24 protein-coding genes are annotated in these 26,966 nt (G+C 54.6%); 13 read left to right on the forward strand and 11 right to left on the reverse strand.

The features are described 5' to 3' along the window. The 4 genes from fdhF to LG200_RS02320 all read right to left on the reverse strand — a co-directional run bounded on the left by fdhF (window position 1) and on the right by LG200_RS02320 (window position 6,777). Window positions 1-2,850: a formate dehydrogenase subunit alpha gene (gene fdhF / locus LG200_RS02305; RefSeq protein WP_226755983.1), complete on the reverse strand. Its 2,850-nt coding sequence runs from the start codon at window positions 2,848-2,850 to the stop codon at window positions 1-3. Between the two features lie 87 nt (window positions 2,851-2,937). Beyond that, a complete protein-coding gene (locus LG200_RS02310; RefSeq protein ID WP_226755984.1) occupies window positions 2,938-4,491 on the reverse strand; it encodes a formate dehydrogenase beta subunit in 1,554 nt (517 codons plus the stop codon). Beyond that, window positions 4,488-4,955 (reverse strand): formate dehydrogenase subunit gamma, encoded by a 468-nt coding sequence (locus tag LG200_RS02315; RefSeq protein WP_226755985.1) that lies wholly within the window; start codon window positions 4,953-4,955, stop codon window positions 4,488-4,490. The genes LG200_RS02310 and LG200_RS02315 overlap by 4 nt, the downstream gene beginning before the upstream one ends. Window positions 4,956-5,370: 415 nt before the next feature. Next, window positions 5,371-6,777, reverse strand: a complete 1,407-nt coding sequence (locus tag LG200_RS02320; RefSeq protein ID WP_226755986.1) for an FAD-binding oxidoreductase — start codon at window positions 6,775-6,777, stop codon at window positions 5,371-5,373. Window positions 6,778-6,987: 210 nt separating this feature from the next. Between LG200_RS02320 and serA the strand changes: the two genes are divergently transcribed. Further along, the gene (gene serA / locus LG200_RS02325) at window positions 6,988-8,220 is read left to right on the forward strand and encodes a phosphoglycerate dehydrogenase (RefSeq protein WP_226755987.1); all 1,233 of its coding nucleotides are present in this window, start codon (window positions 6,988-6,990) and stop codon (window positions 8,218-8,220) included. A gap of 270 nt (window positions 8,221-8,490) precedes the next feature. Here serA and LG200_RS02330 read toward each other — a convergent pair whose 3' ends face one another. Both LG200_RS02330 and LG200_RS02335 read right to left on the reverse strand, forming a co-directional pair. Continuing rightward, the gene (locus LG200_RS02330) at window positions 8,491-10,140 is read right to left on the reverse strand and encodes an electron transfer flavoprotein-ubiquinone oxidoreductase (RefSeq protein WP_226755988.1); all 1,650 of its coding nucleotides are present in this window, start codon (window positions 10,138-10,140) and stop codon (window positions 8,491-8,493) included. 10 nt (window positions 10,141-10,150) lie between these two features. Then, a complete protein-coding gene (locus LG200_RS02335) occupies window positions 10,151-11,077 on the reverse strand; it encodes a LysR family transcriptional regulator (RefSeq protein WP_226755989.1) in 927 nt (308 codons plus the stop codon). A gap of 114 nt (window positions 11,078-11,191) precedes the next feature. Between LG200_RS02335 and LG200_RS02340 the strand changes: the two genes are divergently transcribed. The 3 genes from LG200_RS02340 to LG200_RS02350 are packed head-to-tail and all read left to right on the forward strand — an operon-like array spanning window position 11,192 to window position 13,669. Beyond that, window positions 11,192-11,938 (forward strand): electron transfer flavoprotein subunit beta/FixA family protein, encoded by a 747-nt coding sequence (locus LG200_RS02340; RefSeq protein ID WP_226755990.1) that lies wholly within the window; start codon window positions 11,192-11,194, stop codon window positions 11,936-11,938. Beyond that, window positions 11,938-12,867 (forward strand): electron transfer flavoprotein subunit alpha/FixB family protein, encoded by a 930-nt coding sequence (locus tag LG200_RS02345; protein ID WP_226755991.1) that lies wholly within the window; start codon window positions 11,938-11,940, stop codon window positions 12,865-12,867. The genes LG200_RS02340 and LG200_RS02345 overlap by 1 nt, the downstream gene beginning before the upstream one ends. A gap of 25 nt (window positions 12,868-12,892) precedes the next feature. Next, on the forward strand, window positions 12,893-13,669 hold the full coding sequence (locus LG200_RS02350) for a ferredoxin--NADP reductase (protein ID WP_226755992.1): 777 nt from the start codon (window positions 12,893-12,895) through the stop codon (window positions 13,667-13,669). A gap of 699 nt (window positions 13,670-14,368) precedes the next feature. On the opposite strand, the gene LG200_RS02355 is transcribed toward LG200_RS02350, so the two are convergent. The 4 genes from LG200_RS02355 to ftsY are packed head-to-tail and all read right to left on the reverse strand — an operon-like array spanning window position 14,369 to window position 18,069. After that, the gene (locus LG200_RS02355; protein WP_226755993.1) at window positions 14,369-15,439 is read right to left on the reverse strand and encodes a hypothetical protein; all 1,071 of its coding nucleotides are present in this window, start codon (window positions 15,437-15,439) and stop codon (window positions 14,369-14,371) included. A gap of 42 nt (window positions 15,440-15,481) precedes the next feature. Next, window positions 15,482-16,390, reverse strand: coding sequence for a permease-like cell division protein FtsX (gene ftsX, locus LG200_RS02360; protein ID WP_226755994.1), 909 nt, complete (start codon window positions 16,388-16,390; stop codon window positions 15,482-15,484). Further along, on the reverse strand, window positions 16,387-17,043 hold the full coding sequence (gene ftsE, locus LG200_RS02365; RefSeq protein ID WP_226755995.1) for a cell division ATP-binding protein FtsE: 657 nt from the start codon (window positions 17,041-17,043) through the stop codon (window positions 16,387-16,389). Before ftsE ends, ftsX begins: the two co-directional genes overlap by 4 nt. Window positions 17,044-17,058: 15 nt before the next feature. Next, window positions 17,059-18,069 carry a signal recognition particle-docking protein FtsY gene (gene ftsY, locus LG200_RS02370; RefSeq protein WP_226755996.1) on the reverse strand — a complete coding sequence of 337 codons (1,011 nt, stop codon included), beginning with the start codon at window positions 18,067-18,069 and terminating at the stop codon, window positions 17,059-17,061. A gap of 312 nt (window positions 18,070-18,381) precedes the next feature. On the opposite strand from ftsY, the gene LG200_RS02375 reads away from it, so the two are divergent. From LG200_RS02375 to gloA, 6 genes are all read left to right on the forward strand, one after another. Beyond that, window positions 18,382-19,725 carry a M16 family metallopeptidase gene (locus LG200_RS02375; RefSeq protein WP_404809794.1) on the forward strand — a complete coding sequence of 448 codons (1,344 nt, stop codon included), beginning with the start codon at window positions 18,382-18,384 and terminating at the stop codon, window positions 19,723-19,725. Next, on the forward strand, window positions 19,715-21,031 hold the full coding sequence (locus LG200_RS02380; RefSeq protein WP_226755997.1) for a M16 family metallopeptidase: 1,317 nt from the start codon (window positions 19,715-19,717) through the stop codon (window positions 21,029-21,031). The genes LG200_RS02375 and LG200_RS02380 overlap by 11 nt, the downstream gene beginning before the upstream one ends. Continuing rightward, the gene (gene rsmD, locus LG200_RS02385) at window positions 21,018-21,575 is read left to right on the forward strand and encodes a 16S rRNA (guanine(966)-N(2))-methyltransferase RsmD (RefSeq protein ID WP_226755998.1); all 558 of its coding nucleotides are present in this window, start codon (window positions 21,018-21,020) and stop codon (window positions 21,573-21,575) included. Before LG200_RS02380 ends, rsmD begins: the two co-directional genes overlap by 14 nt. Before the next feature lie 65 nt (window positions 21,576-21,640). After that, window positions 21,641-22,123, forward strand: a complete 483-nt coding sequence (gene coaD, locus LG200_RS02390; RefSeq protein ID WP_226755999.1) for a pantetheine-phosphate adenylyltransferase — start codon at window positions 21,641-21,643, stop codon at window positions 22,121-22,123. A gap of 14 nt (window positions 22,124-22,137) precedes the next feature. Beyond that, window positions 22,138-22,389 carry a YfhL family 4Fe-4S dicluster ferredoxin gene (locus tag LG200_RS02395; protein WP_226756000.1) on the forward strand — a complete coding sequence of 84 codons (252 nt, stop codon included), beginning with the start codon at window positions 22,138-22,140 and terminating at the stop codon, window positions 22,387-22,389. 10 nt (window positions 22,390-22,399) lie between these two features. Next, window positions 22,400-22,798 carry a lactoylglutathione lyase gene (gene gloA, locus LG200_RS02400; RefSeq protein WP_226756001.1) on the forward strand — a complete coding sequence of 133 codons (399 nt, stop codon included), beginning with the start codon at window positions 22,400-22,402 and terminating at the stop codon, window positions 22,796-22,798. A 30-nt stretch (window positions 22,799-22,828) separates the two neighbouring features. Here the strand turns inward: gloA and LG200_RS02405 are convergent, their stop codons facing one another. Then, window positions 22,829-23,719 (reverse strand): DMT family transporter, encoded by an 891-nt coding sequence (locus tag LG200_RS02405; RefSeq protein WP_226756002.1) that lies wholly within the window; start codon window positions 23,717-23,719, stop codon window positions 22,829-22,831. 69 nt (window positions 23,720-23,788) lie between these two features. Here LG200_RS02405 and LG200_RS02410 point away from each other — a divergent pair, with 69 nt between their 5' ends. The 3 genes from LG200_RS02410 to LG200_RS02420 all read left to right on the forward strand — a co-directional run bounded on the left by LG200_RS02410 (window position 23,789) and on the right by LG200_RS02420 (window position 26,833). Next, window positions 23,789-24,577, forward strand: coding sequence for an AraC family transcriptional regulator (locus LG200_RS02410; RefSeq protein WP_226756003.1), 789 nt, complete (start codon window positions 23,789-23,791; stop codon window positions 24,575-24,577). Window positions 24,578-24,662: 85 nt separating this feature from the next. Beyond that, complete coding sequence (locus LG200_RS02415) at window positions 24,663-25,643, forward strand: bifunctional enoyl-CoA hydratase/phosphate acetyltransferase (RefSeq protein WP_226757281.1); 981 nt, start codon at window positions 24,663-24,665, stop codon at window positions 25,641-25,643. Next, complete coding sequence (locus LG200_RS02420) at window positions 25,640-26,833, forward strand: acetate/propionate family kinase (RefSeq protein ID WP_226756004.1); 1,194 nt, start codon at window positions 25,640-25,642, stop codon at window positions 26,831-26,833. The genes LG200_RS02415 and LG200_RS02420 overlap by 4 nt, the downstream gene beginning before the upstream one ends. Window positions 26,834-26,966: the final 133 nt, after the last annotated feature.

Below are 26,966 nucleotides of genomic sequence, written 5' to 3' on the forward strand. Positions count from 1 at the left end.
CTATTCCACGCGGGCTTCATCCCGCTGTTTGGCTAGAGCAATCTGTTCGTCGCTGAACTCCTGGTAGTGACGCTGCCATTCGGAAAGCTGCGTGACCCTGGTGACTTGAACCGCAGTCACCTTGAATTCAGGACAATTGGTTGCCCAGTCCGAGTTGTCGGTGGTAATGACATTGGCACCTGACTCGGGATGGTGGAAGGTGGTGTAGATCACCCCCGGCTGCACCCGCTCGGAGATTTGAGCGCGTTGCACCGTATTGCCGGCCCGGCTGGTAATACCTACCCAGTCGCCATCTGCAATGCCCCTGTCCTCAGCATCGTGCGGGTGGATTTCCACCCGGTCTTCAGGGTGCCATGCCACATTGTCAGTACGCCTGGTCTGGGCGCCAACATTGTAATGCGACAGTATACGCCCGGTAGTCAGGATGAGCGGGTACTTGCTGTTGACTTTCTCTGTGGTCGGTACGTACTCGGTGACCATGAAACGTCCCTTGCCCCGTACAAACTCATCCACGTGCATGATAGGTGTGCCGGTGGGATGCTGCTCGTTGCAGGGCCACTGTATGCTACCCAGTTCTTCCAGGCGCTTGAAGCTGACGCCATGGAATGTGGGGGTGAGCCTGGCGATCTCATCCAGTATCTCGGATGCATGCTTGTAAGGCATGGGATAACCTAGCGCCTCGGAGAGCATGACGGTCACTTCCCAGTCTTCATAGCCATTCTTGGGCGTCATGACGCGTCTGACCGGCGAGATGCGGCGTTCTGCATTGGTAAAGGTGCCGCTTTTCTCCAGGAATGAGCAACCAGGCAGGAAAACATGCGCGTACATTGCCGTTTCATTGAGGAAAAGATCCTGCACAATCACGCACTCCATGGAAGACAGTGCATGGGTAACATGCTGGGTATTGGGATCTGACTGGGCGATATCTTCGCCTTCACAGTAGAGTGCCTTGAAGCTGCCATCAATGGCAAAGTCCAGCATGTTGGGGATACGCAAGCCTGGCTCGCTATCCAGCGGCCTGCCCCAGGCGCCTTCAAACAGGGCGCGGGTGGCATCATCGGACACATGGCGGTAGCCTGGAAACTCGTGCGGGAATGAACCCATGTCGCAGGAGCCCTGCACATTGTTCTGACCACGCAGCGGGTTGACTCCTACACCTTCACGGCCTATGTTGCCGGTGGCCATGGCAAGATTGGCAATGCCCATGACCGTGGTGGAACCCTGGCTGTGCTCAGTGACGCCCAGGCCATAGTAAATGGCTGCATTGCCGCCGGTGGCAAACAGGCGGGCCGCCGCACGCACATCGGCGGCAGGAACGCCAGTCGCTTGCTGCATGGCTTCAGGAGAGTTTTCAGGCCGCGCAACAAATTCACTCCAGTATTCAAAGGAGTCCCACTCGCAACGGCTGCGTACAAACTCCTCGTCCACCAATCCTTCTGTTACCACCACATGGGCCATGGCCGTAATCAGGGCTACATTGGTGCCAGGGCGCAGCTTGAGGTGATAGTGCGCCTTGACGTGCGGGCTGGATACCAGGTCTATGGCCCTGGGATCGACCACGATGAGCTTTGCCCCCTGGCGCAGGCGACGCTTCATCTGTGATCCGAAGACAGGATGGCCGTCAGTGGGATTGGCGCCAATGACCATGATGACATCTGACTGCATGACAGAGTCAAAGGTCTGGGTGCCTGCTGACTCGCCCAGGGTCTGCTTGAGGCCATAGCCGGTAGGAGAATGGCAGACGCGCGCGCAGGTATCCACATTGTTGTTGCCAAAGGCGGCACGTACCAGTTTTTGTACCAGGTAGGTTTCCTCGTTCGTGCAGCGTGAGGAGGTGATGGCGCCTATCGAATTGCGGCCATATTTGGCCTGGATGCGCTTCAGTTCGCTGGCGGCATAGCCGATAGCTTCTTCCCAGGTGACTTCCTGCCATGGGTCCTTGATGCTTTTGCGGATCATGGGGGTGGTGATGCGGTCCCTGTGGGTGGCATAGCCCCAGGCAAACCGTCCCTTGACGCAAGAATGGCCGTGATTGGCACCACCGTTTTTGTCCGGCACCATGCGGACTACCTGCTCACCTTTCATCTCGGCACGGAATGAGCAGCCAACACCGCAGTAAGCGCAGGTGGTGATCACGCTGTGCTCAGGTTGACCGTGTTCTATCACGGTCTTCTCCATCAGGGTGGCGGTCGGGCAGGCTGCTACGCAGGCGCCGCAGGACACACATTCGGAGTCCAGGAAGTTGTCGAAGTTGCCGGCAGCCACCTTGGAATCAAAGCCACGTCCGGAGATGGTGAGCGCAAACGTACCCTGGGTTTCCTCGCAGGCGCGTACGCAACGCGAGCAGACAATGCACTTGGAGGCATCAAACTGGAAATAGGGGTTGGAAATGTCTTTTTCTGCATCGAGGTGGTTGCTGCCGTCATAACCGTACCTTACCTCGCGCAGGCCTACGGCACCAGCCATATCCTGCAGTTCGCAATCGCCATTGGCGGAACAGGTGAGGCAATCCAGTGGATGGTCTGAGATATACAGTTCCATGACGCCACGGCGGATATCTGCCAGCTTGGGGCTTTGCGTATGCACCTTGAGGCCTTCGTCCACCGGAGTGGTGCAGGAAGCAGGGTAGCCGCGCCTGCCTTCGATTTCCACCAGGCATAGTCGACATGAGCCAAAGGCTTCCAGGCTGTCGGTGGCACATAGCTTGGGTATGCTGATGCCCGCCTCTACGGCGGCATGCATGATTGATGTGCCTGCGGCAACGGTGATATTCCTACCGTCAATTTCCAGCGTGACTTGCCTATCAGTTACGCGGCTTGCTGGAGTGCCGTAGTCTGTTTGCTTGTCCATCACTTTCTCCTCTTGCTCCTTGAAGCAGGACCCTGCATTTTTATGTCAAGCCTTTGAAGGTGTCCCGCGGTTTCAATCACTGCTAACTCATGCTGCCTGTTCCTTCTTTACCAAGCCGAAATCTTCGGGAAAATGGTTGAGTGCACTCAATACCGGATAAGGTGTCATGCCGCCTAGCGCGCAGAGCGAGCCGTTCAGCATGGTGTCGCTGAGGTCTCGTACCAGCGCCACACTTTGCGCGTGTTCTGTTCCGGCGATGATATTGTCCATCACTTCCACGCCGCGGGTGGAGCCTATGCGGCAGGGCGTGCATTTGCCGCAGGACTCAATCGCACAGAACTCAAAGGCATAACGTGCCATGTGCGCCATATCGACGGTGTCATCAAAGGCGACAATGCCGCCGTGACCAAGCACAGCCCATAATTTGCTGAATTCTTCATAATCCAGAGGCGTATCAAATTGTGATTCAGGCAGGTATGCGCCCAGTGGGCCTCCGACCTGCACTGCCTTGATAGGACGGCCTGATGCTGAACCGCCGCCATAGTCGTACAACAGTTCGCGCAGGGTTACGCCAAATGCCTTTTCAACCAGGCCGCCATGCTTGATGTTGCCTGCCAGCTGGATCGGCAGGGTGCCGCGTGAACGGCCCATGCCGTAATCACGGTAATACACACTGCCCTTGTCCATGACAATGGGAACAGTGGCGAGGGAGATCACATTGTTGATCACGGTTGGTTTGCCAAAAAGACCGGAAATGGCAGGCAGCGGTGGTTTGAAGCGTACCAGGCCGCGCTTGCCTTCCAGACTTTCAAGCAGGGCGGTTTCCTCACCGCATACATAGGCACCCGCGGCGCGGCGGACCTCCAGGTAGAAGTCGTGCTGACTACCCAATATGCCCCGGCCCAGGTAACCAGAAGCGTAAGCAGTCTTGATTGCCAGATTGAGTGTTTCTATGGAGTGGGGATACTCGGAGCGGACATAGATATACCCTTGGGTGGCTCCCACTGCGATGCCGGCAATGGTCATCCCTTCAATCAGCACAAAGGGATCGCCTTCCATGATCATGCGATCAGAGTAAGTGCCTGAGTCACCTTCGTCGGCGTTGCAAACAATGTATTTCTGCTCGGCTTTTGCTTCCAATACGGTTTTCCACTTGATCCCGGTAGGGAAGGCGGCCCCGCCACGGCCCCGCAGGCCCGAGTCCGTGACTTGTTGCACGATTTTGGCACCTGATAGCTTGAGCGCATTATGCAGGCCCTTGTAGCCATCATGGTCCAGATAGTCCTGCAATGAGACGGGGTCTGTGATCCCCACTCGGGCAAAGGTCAGGCGCTCCTGGTTTTTAAGCCAGGAAAGCTCATCGGTCAGGCCCAGACGTAGTGGGTGATCGTGGCCCGCCAGGAAGCCGGCATTGAACAGGGAATTGACGTCGTCTTCCGTGACTTGACCGTATGCCATGCGCCCCGCGTCAGTGACCACTTCAACCAATGGTTCCAGCCAGAACATGCCACGTGAGCCATTGCGTACGATGTTGACAGGGATGTTTAGCGCAGCGGCCTTTTGCATGATGGCATGGGCAACCTGATTGGCCCCCAGTGAGAGGGCACTGGAATCTCGTGGAATATAGAGGGTGGTAGTCATACGGCCTCCTTGGCTTCCGCTACCAGACGATCTACCTGCTTGCTGCTGACGCGGCCATAGACCTGGTCATCCAGCATAATGGCAGGAGAACAGGCACAGTTGCCAAGACAGTAAACCGGTTCCAGCGTAATTGCACCGTCACTGGTGGTCTGGTGGAAATCTATGCCAAGAGAGGATTTGACGTGTGTTTCAAGCGCCTGGCTGCCCATGGCCTGGCATGATTCGGCGCGGCAGACTTGAAGGACATGCTTGCCCGGCGGGTGGATGCGGAAATGGTGGTAAAACGTGACTACGCCATGTATTTCTGCAACGGAAAGATTGAGCGCCTTGGCAATATTGCCGTAACACTCTTCCGGGATATAGCCTAAATCGTCCTGAATCGCATGCAACAAAGGCAGCAACGCACCAGCCATATGTTGATGAGATTCGATATGCGATTTAATGCGCGCCTGCTGGTCATGCATCACTCTCTCCTCGAATCCATACAAATACAGATTACATTATAGTTTTATATCTGCATGGTACGACTCATATACAGGTTTGTACATACCCATGAAGAATAACGGGTTAACTAAGTCAATGTATTGAAAATGATTATTAGTACTATTAAGTTAAGGGGATGTGATGGCTGTTGATTTAAATGAACCGAATTGAAAGCTGGTGATAGGGCTGTAGAGGCCCTTGATAGGGTAGCTAGTATTGCCCAAATCAATATGTAGGAGGAAACGGTTGAGGAGGACCGGTACAGGACATCCGTATAGTCAGCTTTTTCAAAGAACAGATGGTTTGTACGTTTATGGCCTAGTGCTGGAACTTAAGCTGACGCGTGGATCCGAGTGAGCAATAGCCGAGAGGATGCGGCTTTTGCTCACCTGGTTTTTACAGGTCGAAGACCTTGCCGGGATTCATGATGCCTTGGGGGTCAAAGACTTTCTTCAGCTCGCGCATATAGCTGATTTCCACTGCATCGCGCGTGTAGCCCAGATAATCTTTCTTGGTCATGCCTACGCCGTGTTCCGCTGAAATGGAGCCGTTGTATTTCTGCACGGTTTCAAATACGTGCTGGTTGACTACTTTGCATTTCTCAAAGAACTCATCCTTGCTCAGGTTGGCGGGCTTCAGGATGTTGAGGTGCAGATTTCCATCGCCGATATGGCCGAACCAGCAGACTTCAAAGTCTGGGTAGTTGGCAGCCACTATGGCATTGATATCTGCGATAAATGCCGGGACATGCGTGATCAGAACGGAGATGTCGTTCTTGTAGGGTGTAAATGGGGCAATGGTTTCGGAAATGCCTTCACGTAAATGCCAGAGCGCCTGTGCCTGTGACTGTGACTGGCTCATGACCCCATCCAGGATCCAGCCTTGTTCCATGCAGTGTTCAAAAATGCTCATGGCATCATCCACCACCGCCTCAAAACGGCCTTCGAACTCAAGCAGTACATAAAGCGGAGACTCGGTTTCGAATGGGCGTGCCGCATGACCGGCTGCCATGATCTTCTGCAGCGCGGTATCGTTGAAAAACTCGAAAGCGGTCAGGTCTATGCGCTGCTGGAAAGCATGCAGTATCGGCATGACGGCGGCAAAATCAGGCACACTCAATACAAGCACCTTGAGGTCCTGCGGCTGGCGCGTGAGCTTGATCTCGGCTTCGGTGACAATGCCCAGCGTGCCTTCCGAGCCGATGAACAGTTGATGCAGGGCATAGCCGGTGGCATTCTTGATCATGCCCTTGTTCAGGTGCAGGATGTCGCCCTTGCCGGTGACAACAGTCAATCCCAGCACCCACTCGCGCGTCATGCCATAGTGGATGACCTTGATGCCGCCAGCGTTGGTGCCTATATTGCCGCCAATCTGGCTTGAGCCGGCAGCGGCAAAATCCACTGGATAGTAAAGGCCCTGCTGTTCTGCATATTGTTGCAACTGTTCAGTGATAACACCTGCCTGCACCCTGACCAGGCGATCTGCATGCAGGAAAGACAGTACCTTGTTCATGCGGTCCATACTGATGACAATTTCACCATTGGCGGCCACTGCACCGGCGGAGAGACCAGTGCGGCCACCACTGGGTATGACCGGGATCTGGCAAGTATTGGCCAGTTTTACGATGGCCTGTACTTCCTCGGTGCTTGCGGGGAAAACGATAACGGATGGTCTAGGCTCGTAATGTTTTGTCCAGTCCACACCCCATGTCACCAGGCTGTCATGATCAGTCTTGACCCGTTGTTCTCCAACAATGGTTTTCAGTTGTTCCAGTACGTCAGCAGGTAGGGCGGGTGCATTCATCAAATTAAGGCCTGTTAAAAAGCTGGTTTGCAGCGGATGAGGTAATTGCCCATTTTAACAGTTTTTATTGAGATTGATTCCTGATTCAGGATTTGCCTGGCTTATGGCCAAGTTGACTGCAATCTGGCTCGTATCCCTGATTTGGTAGGGGTTTAATATGTATGGCAGTGTGCTAGGATGACTGATTTTTGGCCTTTTCTCGGAGCAGTAATGACCCAACAACTTTCTTTGCAAAAAGATAAGATTCGTTTCCTGTTGCTGGAGGGCGTGCACCAGAATGCCGTCGATGTACTCCATGCTGCCGGTTACAACAATATTGATTACCGCAAGACCGCGCTGGATGAAGATGCGCTGATTGAAGCGATCAAGGATGTGCATTTTATCGGTATCCGTTCCCGTACCCAGATCACCACCAAGGTACTGGATGCAGCCAACAAGCTCACCGCCATTGGCTGCTTCTGCATAGGTACCAACCAGGTAGACCTTGAAGGAGCGCTGGAGCGCGGTATCCCGGTATTCAACGCGCCATATTCCAATACCCGTTCTGTTGCTGAGTTGGTGCTGGCACAAACCATCCTGCTGTTGCGTGGTATTCCCGAGAAAAATGCATTGGTGCACCGGGGTGGTTGGACCAAGTCGGCCGAAGGGTCTTATGAAGCCCGCGGCAAGACGCTGGGTATCGTGGGTTATGGGTCAATTGGCTCCCAGTTATCCGTCCTGGCAGAAAGCCTGGGCATGAAGGTGATTTATTTTGATGTGATCGCCAAACTACCGCTAGGCAACGCCCGTCAGGTTGCAAGCATGGACGAACTGCTGGCCGAGGCGGACGTGGTTTCACTGCATGTGCCGGAACTGCCATCGACCAAGAACATGATGCGCGCCGAGGAATTTGCCAAAATGAAGAAGGGCGGCATCTTCATCAATGCCGCGCGCGGTACTTGTGTAGATATCGATGCACTGGCAGCGGCTATCGCCTCCAAGCAAATTGGCGGTGCTGCGATTGACGTGTTCCCGGTTGAGCCTAAAGGCAACGACGAAGAGTTTGTGTCTGCATTGCGCCCTTACGAGAACGTGATCCTCACGCCACATATTGGCGGATCAACCCAGGAGGCGCAGGCTAATATCGGGATTGAAGTTGGTGAAAAATTTGTACGGTATTCCGATGCCGGTTCCACCGTCACTGCGGTCAACTTCCCTGAAGTATCCATCCCGCAACAACCCGGTACCCACCGCCTGCTGCATATCCACCGCAATGTTCCTGGCGTATTGTCTGCGGTCAACAGCCTGTTCGCGCGCAGCAATATCAACATCTCCGCGCAGAGCATGATGACCAAGGGCGATATCGGCTACATGATCATGGATGTGGAAGCTTCCGCTTCTGATGCGGCGATTGAGGCATTGCAGACGGTAGAGGGTACTCTACGTACACGTGTTCTTTACTAAGCCATGGCAAAATGTAGCTGTTGAGTTAAGTCTACGGTGAAAATAAAAAGGGCACATTGATGTGCCCTTTTTTATTTGGAGGATGTACAGTTTAGACATCCTGTCGGTAGTGAGTGATGGAGCGAGCATAGCAATGCTCCGAGACCTGTGCTTTTGACCTTGGGTTGGTGTTTTTGGTCCTCGTCTGGCTGCGCTGCTCGGCGCGGTCAGATGGGAAGATTAAGATCAACACCAAATCAGCTCCATCATGCATTTGCTGGGGGCCTTTAGTTACATTCCTATGTAATTGGGGCCACCGCCCCCTTCAGGCGTACGCCAGTTGATATTCTGCAGCGGATCCTTGATATCGCAGGTTTTGCAGTGAATGCAGTTGGATGCATTGATCTGCAGGCGCGGGTTGCCTTCCTGCTGCACAATCTCATACACCCCTGCAGGGCAATAGCGCTGCTCAGGTGCATCGTACTGTGGCAGGTTAATATCGATCGGGATGCTGGGGTTCTTCAGCACAAGGTGGCAGGGTTGGTCTTCCTCATGAAATACATTAGTCAGGTAGACTGAGGAAAGCTTGTCGAAGCTGACCACGCCATCCGGTTTCGGATACTCGATCTTGCGGGCTTCACTAACTTTCTTCAGCGTTTCGTGGTCGGCTTTGCCGTGCTTCAGGGTCCAGGGCAAACTGATGCCAAAGGACTCCAGCCACATTTCCACTCCGCTATATAGGCTGCCGAGAATGTTGCCAAAGCGGGAAATGGCCGGTTTGATATTGCGTACTGCATGCAAATCCTTCCAGATCCAGGAGTCGCGGACTTTTCGAGGGTACGCATCCAGTGTTGCGCCTATCTTATCTGTGGCCAATGCTTCCATCACGGCTTCTGCCGCCAGCATGCCGGACTTCATGGCGTTATGTGTGCCCTTGATGCGTGGCACATTCACAAACCCGGCAGAACAACCAATGATGAGGCCGCCGGGGAATACCAGGGTAGGCAGGGATTGCAGTCCACCCTCAGTAATGGCGCGTGCGCCATAGCTTAGCCGCTTGCCATTTTCCAGCAGAGGGCGGATGGCTGGGTGCGTTTTGTAACGCTGAAACTCGTCAAATGGGCTCAGGTGCGGATTGCTGTAGTTGAGGTGGACGACAAAGCCAATGGCGACCGTGTTTTCCTTGAGGTGGTATATGAATGCGCCACCGCCGGTGCTGTTATCCAGTGGCCAGCCTTGTGAATGCATGACCAAGCCAGGTTTTGATTGCTCTGGGGCGATTTGCCAGATTTCCTTGAAGCCTATGCCGTATTTCTGCGGTTCGGCATTGCTGCGCAGGTTGAATTTCTCTGTCAGGTCCTTGGTCAAGGATCCGCGTGCACCCTCGGCAAACAGGGTGTAGTGCGCGCGTAACTCCATGCCCGGTGCAAAACTAGGCTTTTCATTGCCAGCCTTGTCGCGACCCATGTCGCCAGTGATCACGCCCTGGACAACCCCGGCTTCATCATAGATAACTTCTGCGGCACTGAAACCAGGATAGATTTCCACGCCCAGTGCTTCTGCCTGTTCTCCAAGCCAGCGGCATACATCCCCCAGGCTAACGATGTAGTTGCCATGATTGTTCATGAGCGGTGGCAACAGCTTGTTGGGGATTTTCCAGCTTGCCTGCTTGCCCAGCATGAGGAACTGGTCATCGCTGACCTCGGTGTGCAGGGGCGCCCCTTTTTCCTTCCAATCCGGGATCAGTTCATTGAGCGCGATCGGGTCTATGACTGCGCCAGATAGAATATGGGCACCGACTTCAGCGCCTTTTTCCAGGATACACACACCGATTTCGCGACCAGCTTCCAGTGCCAGTTGTTTGATACGGATCGCTGCTGCCAAGCCGGAAGGGCCTGCGCCTACGATCAGTACGTCATAATTCATTACATCGCGTTGCATGCTAAAACTTTCATGGAATATACGGTATGTTGATTTCGTCGCTGCGCCGCGCATCGCGTGTCAGCAGTCGACAATGATTAAGGAACTCGCGTACTGCGGTCGTCTGATATTTCTTTTTATGCCAGACGAACATGAACTGGCGTCTTAAATCCAGTTCGGGCGTTTGTATGGCTACCAGATTGCCCCGGGCAATATCATCTTTCAGCGCCAGGTGTGAAACGCAACCAAGTCCCAATCCAGATTCCACTGCACGCTTGATGGCCTCCGTATGTTCCAGCACCAGTTTGACGTTAAGCCTGGTGTGGTAATGGCGCAGGGCATGGTCAAAGGTTTCACGTGTGCCTGAACCTCGCTCGCGCAAGACCCAGCTTTCTTGTAGCAACTCATCCAGGGATGCCTGCTTGTGCAAGGCCAGCGGATGCTGTGGCGAACAAAATACGGTCAATTCGTCTTCAATCCAGGGCTCTACTTCCAGATCCGGGTGATGGCAATCGCCTTCTATCAATCCTAGGTCAAGATCATACATGGCAACCTGGTTCATCACCGAATTAGTGTTCTGTACATATAGTTGTACCTGGCACTCTATATGCTGCTTCATGAATGAACCAATCAACAGGGTGGCAAGGTAATTGCCAATAGTCAGCGTGGCGCCTACTTTTAGCAAGCCAAATGCGGCTTTTCCCTGTAAAATACTCTCGATTTCAGCGGCCCGGTCAAGCAGGGCGGCTGCCATGGGCAGCAGGCTTCTTCCTAGCTCGTTGAGTTTCAGCACTTTACCCATGCGGTCAAACAGTTTGCAATCAAACTGTCGTTCCAGTTCGGCAAGTGCGGTACTCGCTGCGGATTGCGATAACGACAATGCTTCGGCCGCGCGTGACACATTCTCCAGGCGTGCAATGGCAACAAAAACTTCCAGTTGTCGTAGGGTATGCTTCACCTGAGAATGATTCTCATATCGATGTGGTAGATATGTGATATAGTAATAATTGATTTAACAGATATTTTACCGCCGATTAAAATACGCGGCAAATTATGGAGTGGGATCGCAAATATGAAAGTTCTAGTTGCTGTCAAACATGTGGTTGATTACAACATCAAGCCCCGTGTCAAGCCGGATGGTTCCGATGTCGATATCGCCGGCGTCAAGATGGGCATCAATCCATTTGACGAAATTGCAGTGGAAGAAGCTATCCGTCTCAAGGAGCGCGGTGTAGCCACTGAAGTGGTTGCCGTGACCATTGGCAAGGCCAACAGCCAGGATACCTTGCGTCATGCGTTGGCAATGGGTGTGGATAAGGCTGTGCTGATCCAGACTGACGTTGAGGTACAGCCGCTGGCGGTTGCCAAGCTGCTGAAATCTTTAGTGGAGCGCGAACAGCCTCAACTCATTATTCTGGGCAAACAGGCCATTGATGATGACCTAGGACAAACTGGCCAGATGCTCGCAGCCTTGATCAATGCAGGTCAAGGCACATTCGCTTCCGTTATTGATGTGAAGGCTGGCGAGATTGAAGTGACCCGTGAAATTGACGGAGGTACTGATGTGGTGGCACTCAAGCTGCCCGCAGTCGTGACCACTGATCTGCGCCTCAATGAGCCGCGTTTCATCAAGCTGCCTAACCTGATGATGGCCAAGAAAAAGCCGATTGAGACAATTAATGCTGCAGACCTGGGCCTGGACATCAGTCCACGCCTGAAGCAATTGAAGGCGGCCGATCCTGAGCCACGCAAGCCAGGTATCAAGGTGGCCAATGTGGCCGAACTTGTTGAAAAACTACGTCTAGCGGAAGTCCTGTAATGAGTATCCTGATTCTGGCCGAACACGACGGCAAACATATCAAGCAATCTACCCGCCAAGCTGTTACCGCGGCTAACGCGTGGCAACTTCCTATTCACGTACTGGTAGCTGGCGCGCAAAGTGCCGCCATTGCTCAACAGGCTGCGGAAATCGCAGGTGTTGCCAAGGTGCTGCATGCGGATGCTGCCCAGTTTGAGCACCCATTGGCAGAAGACGTATCTGTACTGCTTGCGCAATTGGGTCGTGATTACAAAGTCATCCTGTCCGCACACACCGCCTTCAGCAAGAGCGTATTGCCGCGTGTAGCAGCAGTGCTGGATGTCGCCATGGTATCCGATGTGATCAGTATCACTGCTCCATCAACTTATGTGCGCCCGATTTATGCAGGTAATGTACTGTCTACTGTCGAAAGCAGCGATACTATCCAGGTAGTGACTATCCGCGCTACCTCCTTTGCGGTGCCAGCTGCTGGAGGCAATGCAGAGGTGGTAACTGTGACGGCTCCAGCCACTAGCGGCTTGAGCCGCTGGATCAAGGAAGACAGGAACGTTTCTGATCGCCCTGAACTTTCATCCGCCCGTGTCGTGGTATCGGGCGGCCGCAGCCTGGCCGAGCGCTTTGACGAGTTGCTGGCGCCATTGGCCCACAAGTTCGGCGGTGCGCTGGGAGCCACTCGTGCGTGTGTTGACGCAGGCTTTGCCCCAAACGACATCCAGGTCGGCCAGACCGGCACCATTGTGGCACCTGAGCTTTATTTCGCCATCGGCATCTCTGGGGCCATGCAGCATTTGGCAGGGATGAAGGACAGCAAGATCATCGTGGCGATCAATCACGATCCTGACGCGCCTATTTTCCAGCACGCAGACTATGGCCTGGTAGCCAACTTGTTTGACGCGGTGCCTGAACTTACTGCCGCGCTGAATAACTAATCAACTTATAGAGAAAAAAGTATCCATGAGTGCATTTAACACCGAAAAAGTGCTGAGCGTCAGACACTGGAATGACAGTCTTTTCAGCTTCACCACTACCCGTAATGAAGCATTGCGCTTTGAAAACGGCCAGTTCGTCATGATAGGCCTGCAGGTTGATGGCAAGCCGCTAATGCGTGCTTACAGCATCGCCAGTGCAAACTATGCCGAAAACCTGGAGTTCTTCAGCATCAAGGTACCCAATGGCCCGTTGACCTCTCGCCTGCAGCACTTGAAGGTTGGCGATGATTTGCTGGTGAGCCGCAAGCCTACCGGTACACTTCTGCTGTCCGACCTCAAGCCAGGCAAGAACCTCTATCTCTTGTCCACCGGTACCGGTCTTGCGCCGTTCATCAGCCTGATCCAGGATCCTGAAACCTATGAGCGTTTCGAGAAGGTGATTCTGGTTCATGGTGTACGCCGAGTGAACGATCTGGCTTATGAGGATTTCATCACCAAGGAATTGCCCGAGAACGAATTCTTCGGTGAGCAGGTGAAGAACCAGCTGATTTACTACCCTACCGTGACACGTGAAGAATTCCGCTACCAGGGCCGCCTGACGGACCTGATGGAAAGTGGCAAGATCTATGAGGATATTGGCTTGCCCCCACTCAACCCTGAAACTGACCGTGCCATGCTGTGCGGTAGCCCGCAGATGCTGATCGACACCTGCAAGATTCTTGATGCCGCAGGGCTCAAGGTGTCGGAGCGTATTGGCGATGTCGGGGATTACGTGATCGAGCGGGCGTTCGCCGAGAAGTAAATACGCTTTTCTCGATATTTAATAAAAAGCTTGATGCTAGATGCATCAAGCTTTTTTGCTTTTAGGGCGGTAGTACTTCAAGGGCGAGCGTAGCGAAGCCAAGTTGCTGTTGACGTTGGGTTCCCCGTCTGGCTGTGCCGAGTAGCACAGCTTTTAATGGAAAAAGGACTGGCGTCTGTTTGAGCGATAGCGAGTTCAGCCAGTCCCCATTAAAAGCGAGCAACGCAGGTTGCCCGGAACGAAGTTCTGGGACGCAGACAATCGGGTCGCCTTTTCTTTGGTCCTGTTTCGTTTGGCGAGACAAAAGAAATGGACTCGCCCGGCGGAGCGAAACCCATTCTCCCGCCAATTGCAATATTGATAAGACAGAAAATTACTCAGCTTGATGGGGTTGGGTAGTTAAGGCAAAAATGGCCTTGACTACTATCGCAAGGCATTGAACCGTTGCCTTTCGCTTGCCAGCGAGTCCCTTTATTTTGTATCGCCAAAATAAAGGAACCAAACAAAAGGCAACCCCGGAGACTGCGCCGGGAGCAAGCTCCCGGTCCCCTGCGTTGCTCAATCTGTCCGGGGTCTTGCAGAACTCGCTTCGCTCAGACATGCTGCAAGCCCTTGTCCGGCCGGATTTCCGCTACTCGGAGCAGTCAGACGGGGAACCCAACGTCAGCAGCAACTTGGCTTTGCTGCGCTCGCCCTGGATTACGGTACTGGATACCTTGGCGGTCCCGGCGGGGGTCTGCGGCGCTGCATGTCCAGGTAGCGCATGTCGCCGTCACCGAAGAATTCCTTGATCAGGAAATCCTCCAGGCCGGCACTGTCTTCCATACGGGCTGAAAGTACGACAACACGGCCCAGTTGGTGTGATTCCCAGTTGAAGTCGCCGCTGTAGTGGCGGCGAATCAGTTCTATCATTTTGCGCACGGTGGCACGCTGTATATCCTCACCTGCCTTGGCCTCGATCTGGAACACCTCGCGCTTGGCGGTGCTGAAATCGTTGACCCAGCCGCGGAACTCGAAGGTGGAGGTGTAGGAACTCATGCTCATGATGCGGAATACCCCGCTGGCCCCTGATGACAGGTTTTTCTTGATGGCTTCGTTGCGGCGTTCATCGTCTGAAAGTGTCTTGCTGCCGGATTCACGTTGGGCCCGCTCGTTTTCCATCATTGCTGCATAGTTGTTGTCTGTGGATTTGCGGTATTCACGCATGGCGTTCATATAAGACGACATGTCGGCAAACTGGGAGGGATCAGGTTCCTGAGGCCGGGGCGGAACGGGCGGTTGCGGTGTTGGCCTTGGAGCAGGTTTTTCTTCGGGCTGAGGCAAAGGCTTATCCTTGCCCGTGACCACGGGTGGTGTCGGTGTGGTTTGCTTCCTCGGCTGCTTGGTGGCCTTGCTGGGTTTGCTTGTGGAAGGCGGAGGCGGCGGAGGTGAGGACGCTGGCGGAGGTGCCATTTCCTGTTGCGGTTTGTCTTTGGTAGGTGGTGCCAGGTTGACCAGTAGTTGCTTTTCCCCTTCTTTTTCAGAATCTTCCCCTTGGTCCAGCGTTGGCATGATAAAGCCAAAGAACAGGATCAAATGCAGGATGAGGGAAGCGATCAGGGCATAGAAAGTGTTGCGGCGTATGCGGAACTCTATGTAGCGGTCGCCTTTTTGTGCTTCCTGCCAGGGTAATGATGGTGCTGGCTGACCGGGTGAGCCGACAGGGCGCGCCTTGTCCTTGGTGCCATGAATGATGGCGATGATCTGCTGTAACAGGCGCGGTGCAGCCACGGTTATAAGTCCGGAGTCAGTTTCTTTTGTAAGCGGGTTGGGTTAGTGTGGATTGAGGCGTGCCAGGGAGCGATTGACGGCAATATAGGAACCAAGCCAGCCTAACGTCACTGCACAGGCAGTAATCCCCAGGCTGATCTGCCAGCCCGGTAAAGCTAAGATGAAACTGCTGCCATAAAGTTCGGCTAAATCCGCCACGGATAGGTTAAAGATTGTAATGATGCCATTGATCAATGCCAATGCCACCAGGCTGCCCCCAAAACCATAGAGTGCCCCTGCGTAAAGGAATGGACGGCGAATGAAGCCGTCTGTTGCCCCAATCAGCTTGCTAACCTCGATTTCCTCTCGCTGTGTCAATATCTGCAAGCGTATGGTGTTGCCTATGATAGTCACAAGAGCAAAGCCAAGCAGTCCAGACAGTACCCAAACAGCTTTCTTGCCCAATTCCAGAATGGAATAAAGACGCTTTGCCCAATCAGCATCGGCCAGCACATGCTCTATGCCTTCCCAGTTCTGTAACTCATGTTGCAGTTGCTCGATCGCGGTAGGTGCGTGATCCTTGGGTTGGATGAAGAAGGCATCAGGTAGTGGGTTCTGCTTGAGGTTGGTGGCAATGTTGTCAGTCAGGGCGTCGTCCTGCATCTGCTTCCATGCACTGTCCTTGCTCACAAACTGGAGGCTACCGATACCGGCATGTTTTTCCAGCCTGGATTTGGTGGTGTCTACTATGGTTTTGTCTGCATCCAGTTTCATGAAGATACTGATCTGCGGCTCATGTTTTACTTCTCCTGCAAGTTGGTTCAGGTTGTCTATGATGACGTAGAGGAGGGCAGGCAGGCACAGTGCAATGCCGATTACGGTCCATATTAAAAGGGTGGCCAGCTTGTTGCGGCATGTGCGGGCGAGAACCAGTCGCCAGACCAGGGTGTGCTGATTGATCCAATGCTTCATGATACCGTGAGCCTTCCATGATCCAGATGCAGCATCTTGCCCGGGATGTTGCTGATGCCGTGCGCATCATGGGTGGCAATAATGACGGTCACGCCAACTTGGCGGAAGGCGTGGAACAGTGCCATGATTTCAGCCGCATAGGTTTCATCCAGGTTGCCTGTCGGTTCATCTGCAATCAGGATGGCCGGGCGGCTGACCACTGCACGGGCGATGGCCAGGCGTTGTTGCTCTCCGCCTGACAATGTGATCGGCATGGCTTTTTCCTTGCCAAGCAGGCCTACCTTGTCCAGCGCTGCGCGTATGCGCTTGGCGGCTTCCTGGCCAGTGACGCCGTTGATGTACAAGGGTAATGCCACGTTTTCAAAGCAATTGCGGTCATATAGCAGCTTGTGATCCTGGAATACCAGGCCGAACTTGCGGCGCATATAGGGCACGATACGCGGACGCAGCTTGCTGACATTCTGGTTGCCTATGAGCACTGTGCCGGCACTCGGGCGTTCAATAGCCGCCATCAGTTTGAGCAGGGTGCTCTTGCCGGCTCCTGAATGACCGGTGACAAACGCCAGTTCTCCCTGGGCGATTTCAAAGGAAACGTTACGCAACGCTTCATCGCTGCCGGGATAACGTTTGCTGACCTGGTCAAAACGTATCATGCGCTCAGTACTTTCCTATTCAAACAGAGCATCAATAAACTCGCTGGCCTTGAACTGGCGCAAGTCATCTATGGATTCGCCCACGCCAATGTAACGGATGGGGATGGGGCGTGACTGGGCAATGGCGGCAATCACGCCCCCCTTGGCGGTGCCGTCCAGCTTGCTCAGCACCAGGCCTGTGACCTTGAGCGCATCGTCGAATGCCTTCACTTGCGTCACGGCGTTCTGGCCGGTGTTGGCATCCAGTACCAGCAAAACTTCATGTGGTGCGCCAGGCAGGGCCTTGTCGATCACGCGCTGTACCTTGCGGATTTCCTCCATCAAATTGAGTTGGGTCGGCAAGCGCCCGGCAGTATCTGCCAACACTATGTCTATGCCACGGGCCCTGGCCGAATTCACGGCATCAAAGATCACTGCAGCAGGATCACCGCTTTCCTGAGCTACCACGTGCACATTGTTGCGTTCTCCCCAGGCCTGCAATTGCTCACGCGCGGCAGCACGGAAGGTATCGCCGGCTGCGATCAGCACCGACTTGCCCTGTGCCTGGAACAGGTTTGCCAGCTTGCCTATGGTCGTGGTCTTGCCTGCGCCATTGACGCCCGCCAGCATGATGACAAAAGGTTGACCCGTGGATGTATCCAGCGGCTTTTCCAATGGCGCCAATAGTTCCAGCAGGGATTGCTTGAGTGCTTCACGCAATTGGGTTGTGTCGTTCAGGTTTTGCCGCCTGACGCGGGTGCGGATCTGTTCAAGCAAGGCCAGGGTGGCGGCAATGCCTACATCCGAAGTCAGCAGGATGGTCTCAAGCTCTTCGTAAACATCTTCATCAATCTTGCCACCGCCAAACAGGCTGGCCAGCTGGTTGCCCAACTGGCTGCGGGTCTTGGCCAGGCCGCGCTTGAGCCGCTCAGTCCAGCTCAGTGTGGGTTTATCCTGGGTGGGAACCTGTGGCTGTACAGGCGCCGCTTTTTCCAGTTCCACTGCAGGAGCGGGCGGGGTTTTATCTTTTTTGAAAAAATCGAACATGGGATGCGTATTTACCGATAAGTGGATATTTTAAAGCAAAACAAAGCACTTGCAGTGGCTGAAACCGAATATCTGCGCATATCTTCACGTATTTTTGCCATGCAGGCTAATGACGGCTATATATCTCATGCATATATATAGCTGCTTTATAAGAACTAACTTTGTCATGGCTCTGTCAGAGCATGGTTGTATTGATGTGTGTCATCTAGGTGCAACCTTACGACAGCATCGTTGCACAGGCATTTTGAGTACTACCGCTATAATGCATGAATAATGCGGCAAAAGGAGAATCGCAAGGTGTTTATTCGAGGAATGTGGCTTGCCCTGGCATTGATGCCGATGGTGGCCCAGGCAGCAGATACGCATGAGTTCAAGCTGGACAATGGCATGCGCGTGATCGTGCAGGAGGATCACCGGGCACCGGTAGTGGTATCGCAAGTATGGTACCGCGCCGGCAGTGTGGACGAAGTCAATGGCAAGACTGGGGTGGCCCATGTGCTGGAACACATGATGTTCAAGGGCACCAAGACTGTACCCCCCGGGCAGTTCTCCCGGCTGATAGCCGCGGCAGGCGGGCGTGAGAATGCCTTTACCGGGCCGGACTATACCGCTTACTACCAACAGCTGGAAAAATCCCAGTTGCCACTGGCCATCAAGCTGGAGGCGGACCGGATGGCCAACCTTGAATTGACCAAGGATGAGTTCTCCAAGGAAATCCGCGTGGTGATGGAAGAGCGGCGCTGGCGCACGGATGACAAGCCGCAGGGCATGCTCAATGAACAGTTCAATGCCATTGCCTATCAAGCACATCCTTACAGTCGTCCTATCGTGGGCTGGATGAACGACCTCGAGAGCATGACGGTGGAGGATGCAAGGGAGTGGTACCACAACTGGTATACACCCAACAACGCCATCCTGGTGGTGGCGGGCGATGTGAAGGCTGACGATGTGCTGAAGCTGGCCAAGCAGCATTTTGGCGTGATCAAGTCGCATGCCTTGCCTGTGCGCAAGCCACAGCTCGAACCGCAACAGATAGGAGAACGCCGCACGGTGGTCAAGGTGCCGGCAGAGTTGCCTTATATCCTGATGGGCTTCCATGTGCCAGTGCTGCAGGACCCGGACAAGGATTGGGAGCCCTATGCGCTGGAAATCTTGGCGGGTGTACTGGATGGCAACGCTTCAGCCCGTCTTAACCAGAGGCTGGTGCGGGAGCAGCAGCTGGCCGTGGATGTAGGTGCCAGCTACGACATGGTGCAGCGCGGCAAGGTTGGGTTGTTCGAGCTGGAGGGCACGCCGAGTGAAGGCAAGTCTGTCGCAGACCTTGAAACTGCATTGCTGGCGCAGGTGGAAGAAATCAAGGAAAAGGGTGTCACCAACGAAGAGCTGCAGCGCGTGAAGGCACAGGTGATCGCGACTGATGTCTATCAGCGTGATTCCGTGTTCTACCAGGCCATGAAGATAGGCCGCCTTGAAACTACGGGTTTCTCGTGGCGTACGCTCAAGGACTATCCCGCCAAGTTGCAGGCAGTTACGCCGCAGCAAGTGCAGGAAGTCGCCAGGAAATACCTGGTCAGGGATACATTGAGCGTGGCAACACTCGATCCGCAACCCATGGACCCAAATGCAAAACCAAAAGGCAAGCCTCATGATCATTAATTCCCCACTCAAGAAACTGCTGCTGTTGGCAGCGAGTGTCATGCTGAGCATGCAGGCCCATGCCGCGCTCAATATCCAGAAATGGCAAACCAGCAAGGGCACTGAAGTCTATTTCGTGGAAAACCACGATCTGCCTATCATTGATATCAGTACTAATTTTGCTGCCGGTAGTGCACGTGATTCTGGCAAGCCCGGCTTGTCAGGCATTACCCGCTACATGCTGACGCTAGGCGCTGCGGGAATGACCGATGAGCAGATTTCCAATGCCTTTGCCGATGTGGGAGCCATCCTTGGTGGCGAGCTGGATGCAGACCGAGCCGCGCTCAAGCTGCGCACCCTGAGCAGCCCGCGTGAGCAGGCCGCTGCCCTGGATGTCTATACCAAGATACTGCATCAGCCAGACTTTCCTGAAGCGACATTGAAGCGCGAGAAAGCCCGCATCATTGCCGGCCTCAAGGAAGCCGCTACCCAGCCTGCAAGCATTTCCAACAAGGCTTTCCTCAAGGCCCTGTATGGCACCCATCCTTATGCGGTGGATGACGAGGGCGAGCCTGAAGCCGTTAATGCGATTGCGCGTGCAGACCTGCAGCAGTTCTACCAGCAGTATTATGGCGCCAGGAACGCAGTGATTGCGCTAATGGGCGACATGACACCGGAGCAGGCCAAGCAGATTGCCGAGCGGATTTCTGCCGGGTTGCCTGATTCGCCGGCCGCCGCTGCTCTGCCTGCAGTCAGCTATCCTACTGCTGCCGTGGAAAAGCGTATTCCACATCCGGCCAGCCAGTCACATATCCTGCTTGGATACCCTGGCGTAAAGCGCGGGGATGATGATTACTTTGCGCTCTATGTCGGCAATTACATTCTGGGTGGCGGTGGCTTTGTGTCGCGCCTGACTGAGGAAGTCCGCGAGAAGCGTGGCTTGGTGTACAGCGTCTATAGCTATTTTATTCCCATGCAGGAGCTGGGCCAGTTCCAGATTGGTTTGCAGACCAAGCGTGATCAGGCAGAGGATGCCCTCAAGCTGGTGCGGGAGACCCTGGCAGCCTTTATCAGAAAGGGCGTGACAGATGCTGAGCTCAAGGCTGCCAAGCAGAATATCATTGGCGGCTTTCCCATGCGTATAGACAGCAACAGCAAAATCCTGGATTACCTGGCAGTGATTGGTTTTTACCATCTGCCACTGACCTACCTGGACGAATTCAACGGCAAGGTGGAGCAGGTGACTGCTGCCCAGATCAAGGACGCATTCAGTCGGCGTATCGATTCCAACAAGATGGTGACGGTGGTAGTGGGTGGCAGCAAGTAATCGTGTACGCATAGGCGGCGGCGAATGGCGCAGCCGGCTCTTGTCCTTCCCGGATATTCCAGGCCTGAGGCCAACCCCTGACCGTGTCAGGCAAACCCTGTTCAACTGGTTGGGGCAGGACTTGCATGGGTTGAGTTGCCTGGATTTGTTTTCTGGCACTGGCGTGATGGGTTTTGAAGCCTTATCGCGCGGGGCGGCCCAGGCAGTAATGGTTGAAAAGTCGCTGCCAGCCGTGAAATCCCTGCAGGAGAACAAGAGCCTGCTCAAAGCCGACAAGGCCCGTATCTTGCAGCAGGATGCCTTGCAGTTCCTGGCGCAGAATCGTGAGCTGTTCAACATCATCTTTGTTGATCCGCCTTACCAGCAAGGCTGGCTGCCCAAGCTGCTGCCCATCCTTGCCCCTCATCTTGCCAGCCAGGGTTATGTCTATGCGGAGGCGGAATATGCCCTGGAGTCTGGCCTCGTTTGGCAGGTGCATAAACACGGCAAAGCAGGCAATGTTTTCTATCACCTGTTAAAATTGACAGACGAATCAGCGAACTGAACAGGTTTCATGGTGGCTGTTGATTGAGTTTTTGGAATCAGGCCTGCATGAAGTGAGGATAGAGATTGAGCCAGTTGAAAGTAGTTTACCCAGGCACCTTTGACCCGATTACCCGCGGCCATGAAGATATTGTGCGCCGTGCGGCAGGCCTTTTTTCTGAGGTCATTGTGGCAGTGGCACAGAGCCCTGGCAAAAAGCCCATGTTCGGGCTGGATGAGCGGGTGGAAATGGCCTCGGCCGTGCTGGCTGATTGCCAGAATGTGCGCGTGCTCGGGTTTTCAGGCCTATTGATGCAGTTTGTACGTGAACAAGGTGCACGTGCTGTGGTGCGTGGCTTGCGCGCGGTTTCCGACTTTGAATATGAATTCCAGCTGGCAGGCATGAACCGTCAGTTATTTCCTGAAATGGAGACCATTTTCCTTACGCCTGCTGAACAATATATGTTTGTTTCTGCCAGCCTGGTGCGTGAAATTGCCCAGTTGCATGGCGATGTCAGTCAATTCGTATCACCATTGGTGCAGCAGCGCATTGCGCAGAAGATTGCATAGGGCGGGAGCAAGCAATGGCCCTGATGATCACCGATGAATGCATCAATTGTGACGTGTGCGAACCGGAATGCCCGAATGGCGCGATATACCAGGGCGAAGAAATCTATGAAATAGATCCCGGCCTGTGTACTGAATGCGTGGGTCACTTCAACAACCCGCAATGCCAGGATGTGTGTCCCGTTAGTTGTATCCCTTTTAACCCGGATGTATGCGAGACTCAGGAGCAATTGATGGCCAAGTATATCCGTATTACCCAAGTTGCCTAGGAGAACAGCCATGCGCATATTGCATACCATGTTGAGAGTTGGCGATATAGAGCGATCTATCGCTTTCTATACGGAAGTGCTGGGGATGCGCCTTTTGCGCCGCCATGAGTATCCGGACGGCAAGTTCACCCTGGCCTTTGTCGGCTACGGCAGCGAGAAAGACAGTGCCGTGATTGAGCTGACCTATAACTGGGGCACGGAGTCCTATGACAAGGGCAACGCCTACGGCCATATCGCCATCGAGGTCGACGATGCCTATGCCGCCTGCGAGCAGGTGAAGAAGGCCGGTGGCAAGGTGGTGCGTGAAGCCGGCCCCATGATGCACGGCACTACCGTCATTGCCTTTATCGAAGATCCGGACGGCTACAAGGTAGAGTTCATCCAGAAAGGCACCTGGACACCAGCCTGAACCTGGCCCGGCCTACTTCAGGAGCCAGGATCAATGTTTTCCGGCTGATGACAGTTGTGCGATCAGAACGCCGCCAAGTGCCGCCAACCCGCCAATCAGGTGATAGGCATGCAGGGTTTCACCGAGTATGCTGATGGCGATGGCTGCGGTTAGTACCGGCAGCAGGTTCATAAAGAGGCTGCACCGATTGGGGCTTATCGCCTTGATGCCTTCCATCCATAAAAACGGCAATAGGATGGAAGCCAGGCTGCCTGCATAGAGGATCAGCGGGATGGTTTCGGGATTAAGGGCTGCCTTTCCCGGAGGGACTTGCAGCATTAATGGAATCATTGCCAGCAATGCCGCCCAGGCTTGGATATAGGTGGATTGCCAGCCCCTGACTGGTAGGTTCCAGCGCTTCAGCAATACGCTATAGAGCGCATAGCTTGATGCAGCCAGCAACATCAGTAAATCCCCTGCGTGCACCCCGTTTCTCCAAATGCTTCCCGGCTGCCCCTGGCTCAATAGGTAAGTCAGCCCGGCTAATGCCAGCGCACCTCCCGCTATCATGCCCAAGGTCGGAGTTTCCCTTATCAGTAATATGCTGAGCAGCATGGTGATCAATGGCGTCAATGCCGTGACTATTGCCATATTGGTGGCGCTGGTGCTGTGCGCCGCCAGGTAGGACAGGCTCTGGAACAACGCCATGCTCAAGAAGCCGAGAAATGCCAGTTGCGGCAGGCAGCGCCTGATTACGCTTCGGTTATGCCAAACCGGGCGGAGCATAAACGGGCTCATCAGGCACAGCGCCAACACCAGGCGATAAAAGGTGATCGCCGATGGGTCTATGCTGCTTGCGGAAAGTTTGGAGACAATCACGTTGCCGGCCCAAAGCACAATCGCACAAAACGGAAACAACATTGCAGTCCGGAAGTTCATCATCTTATCCATGGATAGGGAAGTGAAATTATGCAAAGGCAATTTTTGGACGTATTGCGCTAAAATGGCAGAATGTATCGAAAAAAGGTCACAGCCGTTGCTGCGGATGCCCACCTGCCTTCCGAGCTGTCCTCCATGCCGGTCACGGCATTCATGGCGGATTATCCGGCAGGCTATGTGGTGGCTCCGCATGCCCATGCCTGCGCGCAGCTGCTGTATGCCATTCAAGGCGTCATGATCATAGAAGCCAGGCAGCATAGATGGGTGGTACCGCCTTCACACGGGGTATGGCTGCAGGCGGGGTTGGAACATGCTGTGCGCATGAGCGGTGACGTGAAAATGCGCACCGTTTTCGTACGAGAAGCCTCTTTTGACAAGCTGCCGCCACAGAATTGCGTGATCAGGGTTTCTCCCTTGTTGCGGGAGCTCATCCTGGCAGCTACCGATATTCCACTGGAATACACCTTGGAATCCAGGGATGGCAAGCTGATGTCCCTGCTGGTGGATGAGCTCAAGGAGCTTTCCATCCTGCCCATGCACTTGCCCTGGCCCCAGGATGAAAGATTGCGTGAAGTATGCGATTGGATATCAAGGCATCCTGCCGATGACAGGACATTGAAACAGTGGGCTGGACAACTGCATATTGCGGAAAAGACGCTGCACAGGCTTTTCCTGCGTGAAACAGCGACCACTTTCGGCCGCTGGCGCCAGCAGATGCGCTTGCTGTTGGCCCTGGAGAAAATTGCCCAGGGGGAAAAGATCCTGACGGTGGCGCTGGAACATGGCTATGAAAGCCAGAGTGCCTTCAACGCCATGTTCAAGAAGCATCTGGGCTTTACGCCCCGGCAATGGCTGAAGTGAAAGGCATAGGCCGTATTAGCCTCGACGCTGGTCGCCCTTGTCATTATCATGAAACCTGCCGCCTGCTTATTTTCAAAGTGGTAGCATTCCGCAAGCAAAGGAGCAAAGCATGAGCAAGGCATTACCCCTGGGAGAGCTGCAAGCATCCTCTGACTTGTTGCAGAACCTGATTGCTTGCGCGCAATCCTTGGCGCCAGTTACCATTGCGGTGGTGCACCCGTGCGATGCGGTCAGCCTCTCATCTGCGCTGGAAGCGGCCAGGCTCGGGTTGATCAAGCCTGTGCTAGTGGCGCCGCGCGGCCGGATTGAGTCAGTGGCGGCAACAGAAAAGCTCGACATCAGCGGCATACCTATCATTGATGTGCCTCACAGCCATGCCGCTGCCGCACGGGCCGCGGAACTGGCGGCACAGGGCGAAGTCCAGGCAATCATGAAGGGCAGCCTGCATACCGATGAACTGATGTCTGCCATATTGCCTTCCAGCGCCAACCTGCGTACCAAGCGTCGGGTCAGCCACTGCTTCCTGATGCAGGTCCCTACCTACCCGCGCCCTTTCATTATCACCGATGCTGCCATCAATATTGCCCCGGACTTGATGGCCAAGGCTGATATCGTGCGCAATGCCATAGAGCTGGCACAGGTGCTGGGCGTGGTGCAGCCCAAGGTGGCGTTGCTGGCAGCCGTGGAGACAGTCTCACCGCATATGCAGGCCACGCTGGACGCGGCAGTACTCTGCAAAATGGCGGACCGAGGCCAGATCGAGGGCGGCTTGCTGGATGGTCCGCTGGCATTTGATAACGCGATTTCAGCGGAGGCCGCCAATATCAAGGGCATCAAGTCTGCGGTGGCGGGGCTGGCTGATATTCTGGTGGCGCCTGACCTGGAGAGCGCCAATATGCTGGCCAAGCAGCTCGAATACCTGGGCAATGCCAGCAGTGCGGGCATCGTGCTGGGCGCCAAGGTGCCGGTGGTGCTCACCAGCCGCGCCGATCCCCAGGCCAGCCGCCTGGCCTCTTGTGCTGTGGCCGTGATCCTGGCCGACCATTACCGAGAAAGTCCGCCGTGAGCAAGCTGATACTGGTGCTTAACTGCGGCTCCTCCAGCATCAAGTTCGGCTTGTTCGATGTCAGCATTGAGCCAGTGCCTCGCAAGCCGCTATGGAACGGCAAGGTCGACAGTATACTCGGCCCCAGCCCGACCTATGGCGATAGCCACACTCCACCTGCCGCAATTGATCTGGGACGGGAGCATCCTTATGCCACGGCACTGGACCATATTGCCAGCAGGACCAGTCAGGAAGTACAGGGCCATCAACTGCTGGCGGTCGCCCATCGCGTCGTGCATGGCGGCAGCAAGTATTTTCATCCGGTGCTGGTAGATGCTGAAGTCTTGCGTGACCTGCGTAGTTATATCCCTCTGGCACCATTGCACCAGCCGTTTGCATTGGAGGCGGTCGAGCGGCTCCTGGATTCCCATCCGCATCTGCCGCAGGTGGCTTGCGTCGATACCGCATTTCACCACACGCTGCCTGAGGTGGAGCAGGTGTTGCCCTTGCCTTACAGCGTTTTTGAACGCGGCATACGCCGTTACGGTTTCCATGGGTTGTCCTATGAGTATATGACGGTGGCGCTGCAGGAGTGCTTTGGCGAGCTTGCGCGCGGGCGCATCATCGTTGCCCACCTTGGCAGCGGTGCCAGCCTCTGTGGTATGCAGGATTTGCGGAGCGTTGCCACAACAATGGGGTTTTCCGCGCTGGATGGGCTGATGATGGGCACGCGCTGTGGGGCGCTGGATCCGGGCGTATTGCTGCATATGATGGAAGTGGAACACCTGACGCCTGCCCAGGTGGGCCGGATGCTCTATCACGAATCCGGCTTGCTCGGCGTTTCAGGAATAGCTTCCGATCCACGTATCTTGTTGCAGCAAGAGGAAAAAGAGCCGCGTGCCAGGCTGGCCCTCGCGCTTTATATACGCCGCATAGTCCGTGAGATAGGGGCCATGGTTGCCGCCCTGGGCGGGCTGGATATGCTGGTATTTACTGCCGGCATAGGCGAGCATAATGCTGACATACGGGAGCGCATCTGCCGGGATTTGGCCTTCCTCGGCCTGCAGGTGGATATGGCCGCCAATCGAGGGGACGCCATGGTGATATCAGCCGCGGAAAGCTGCGTAACCGTTGTCGTTGTACTGACCAATGAGGAGTGGATGGCGGCACGGCATGCGCAGGCGGTCATTAATGCCCATGATTCCCGGTGAGTCATATGTAACCGGTTTTTTTTGGATATTACGCTTTGCGGATGCCGCTACCGGGATTCAGTTTTCACTAAAGAGCTTTGGGCGCCTAAATCCCGCTGTGTTATATCTGATCATTAATGAGCTGCCTTTGGGA

Source organism: Methylobacillus caricis, from assembly GCF_020532705.1.
Classification (GTDB): Bacteria; Pseudomonadota; Gammaproteobacteria; order Burkholderiales; family Methylophilaceae; genus Methylobacillus; species Methylobacillus caricis.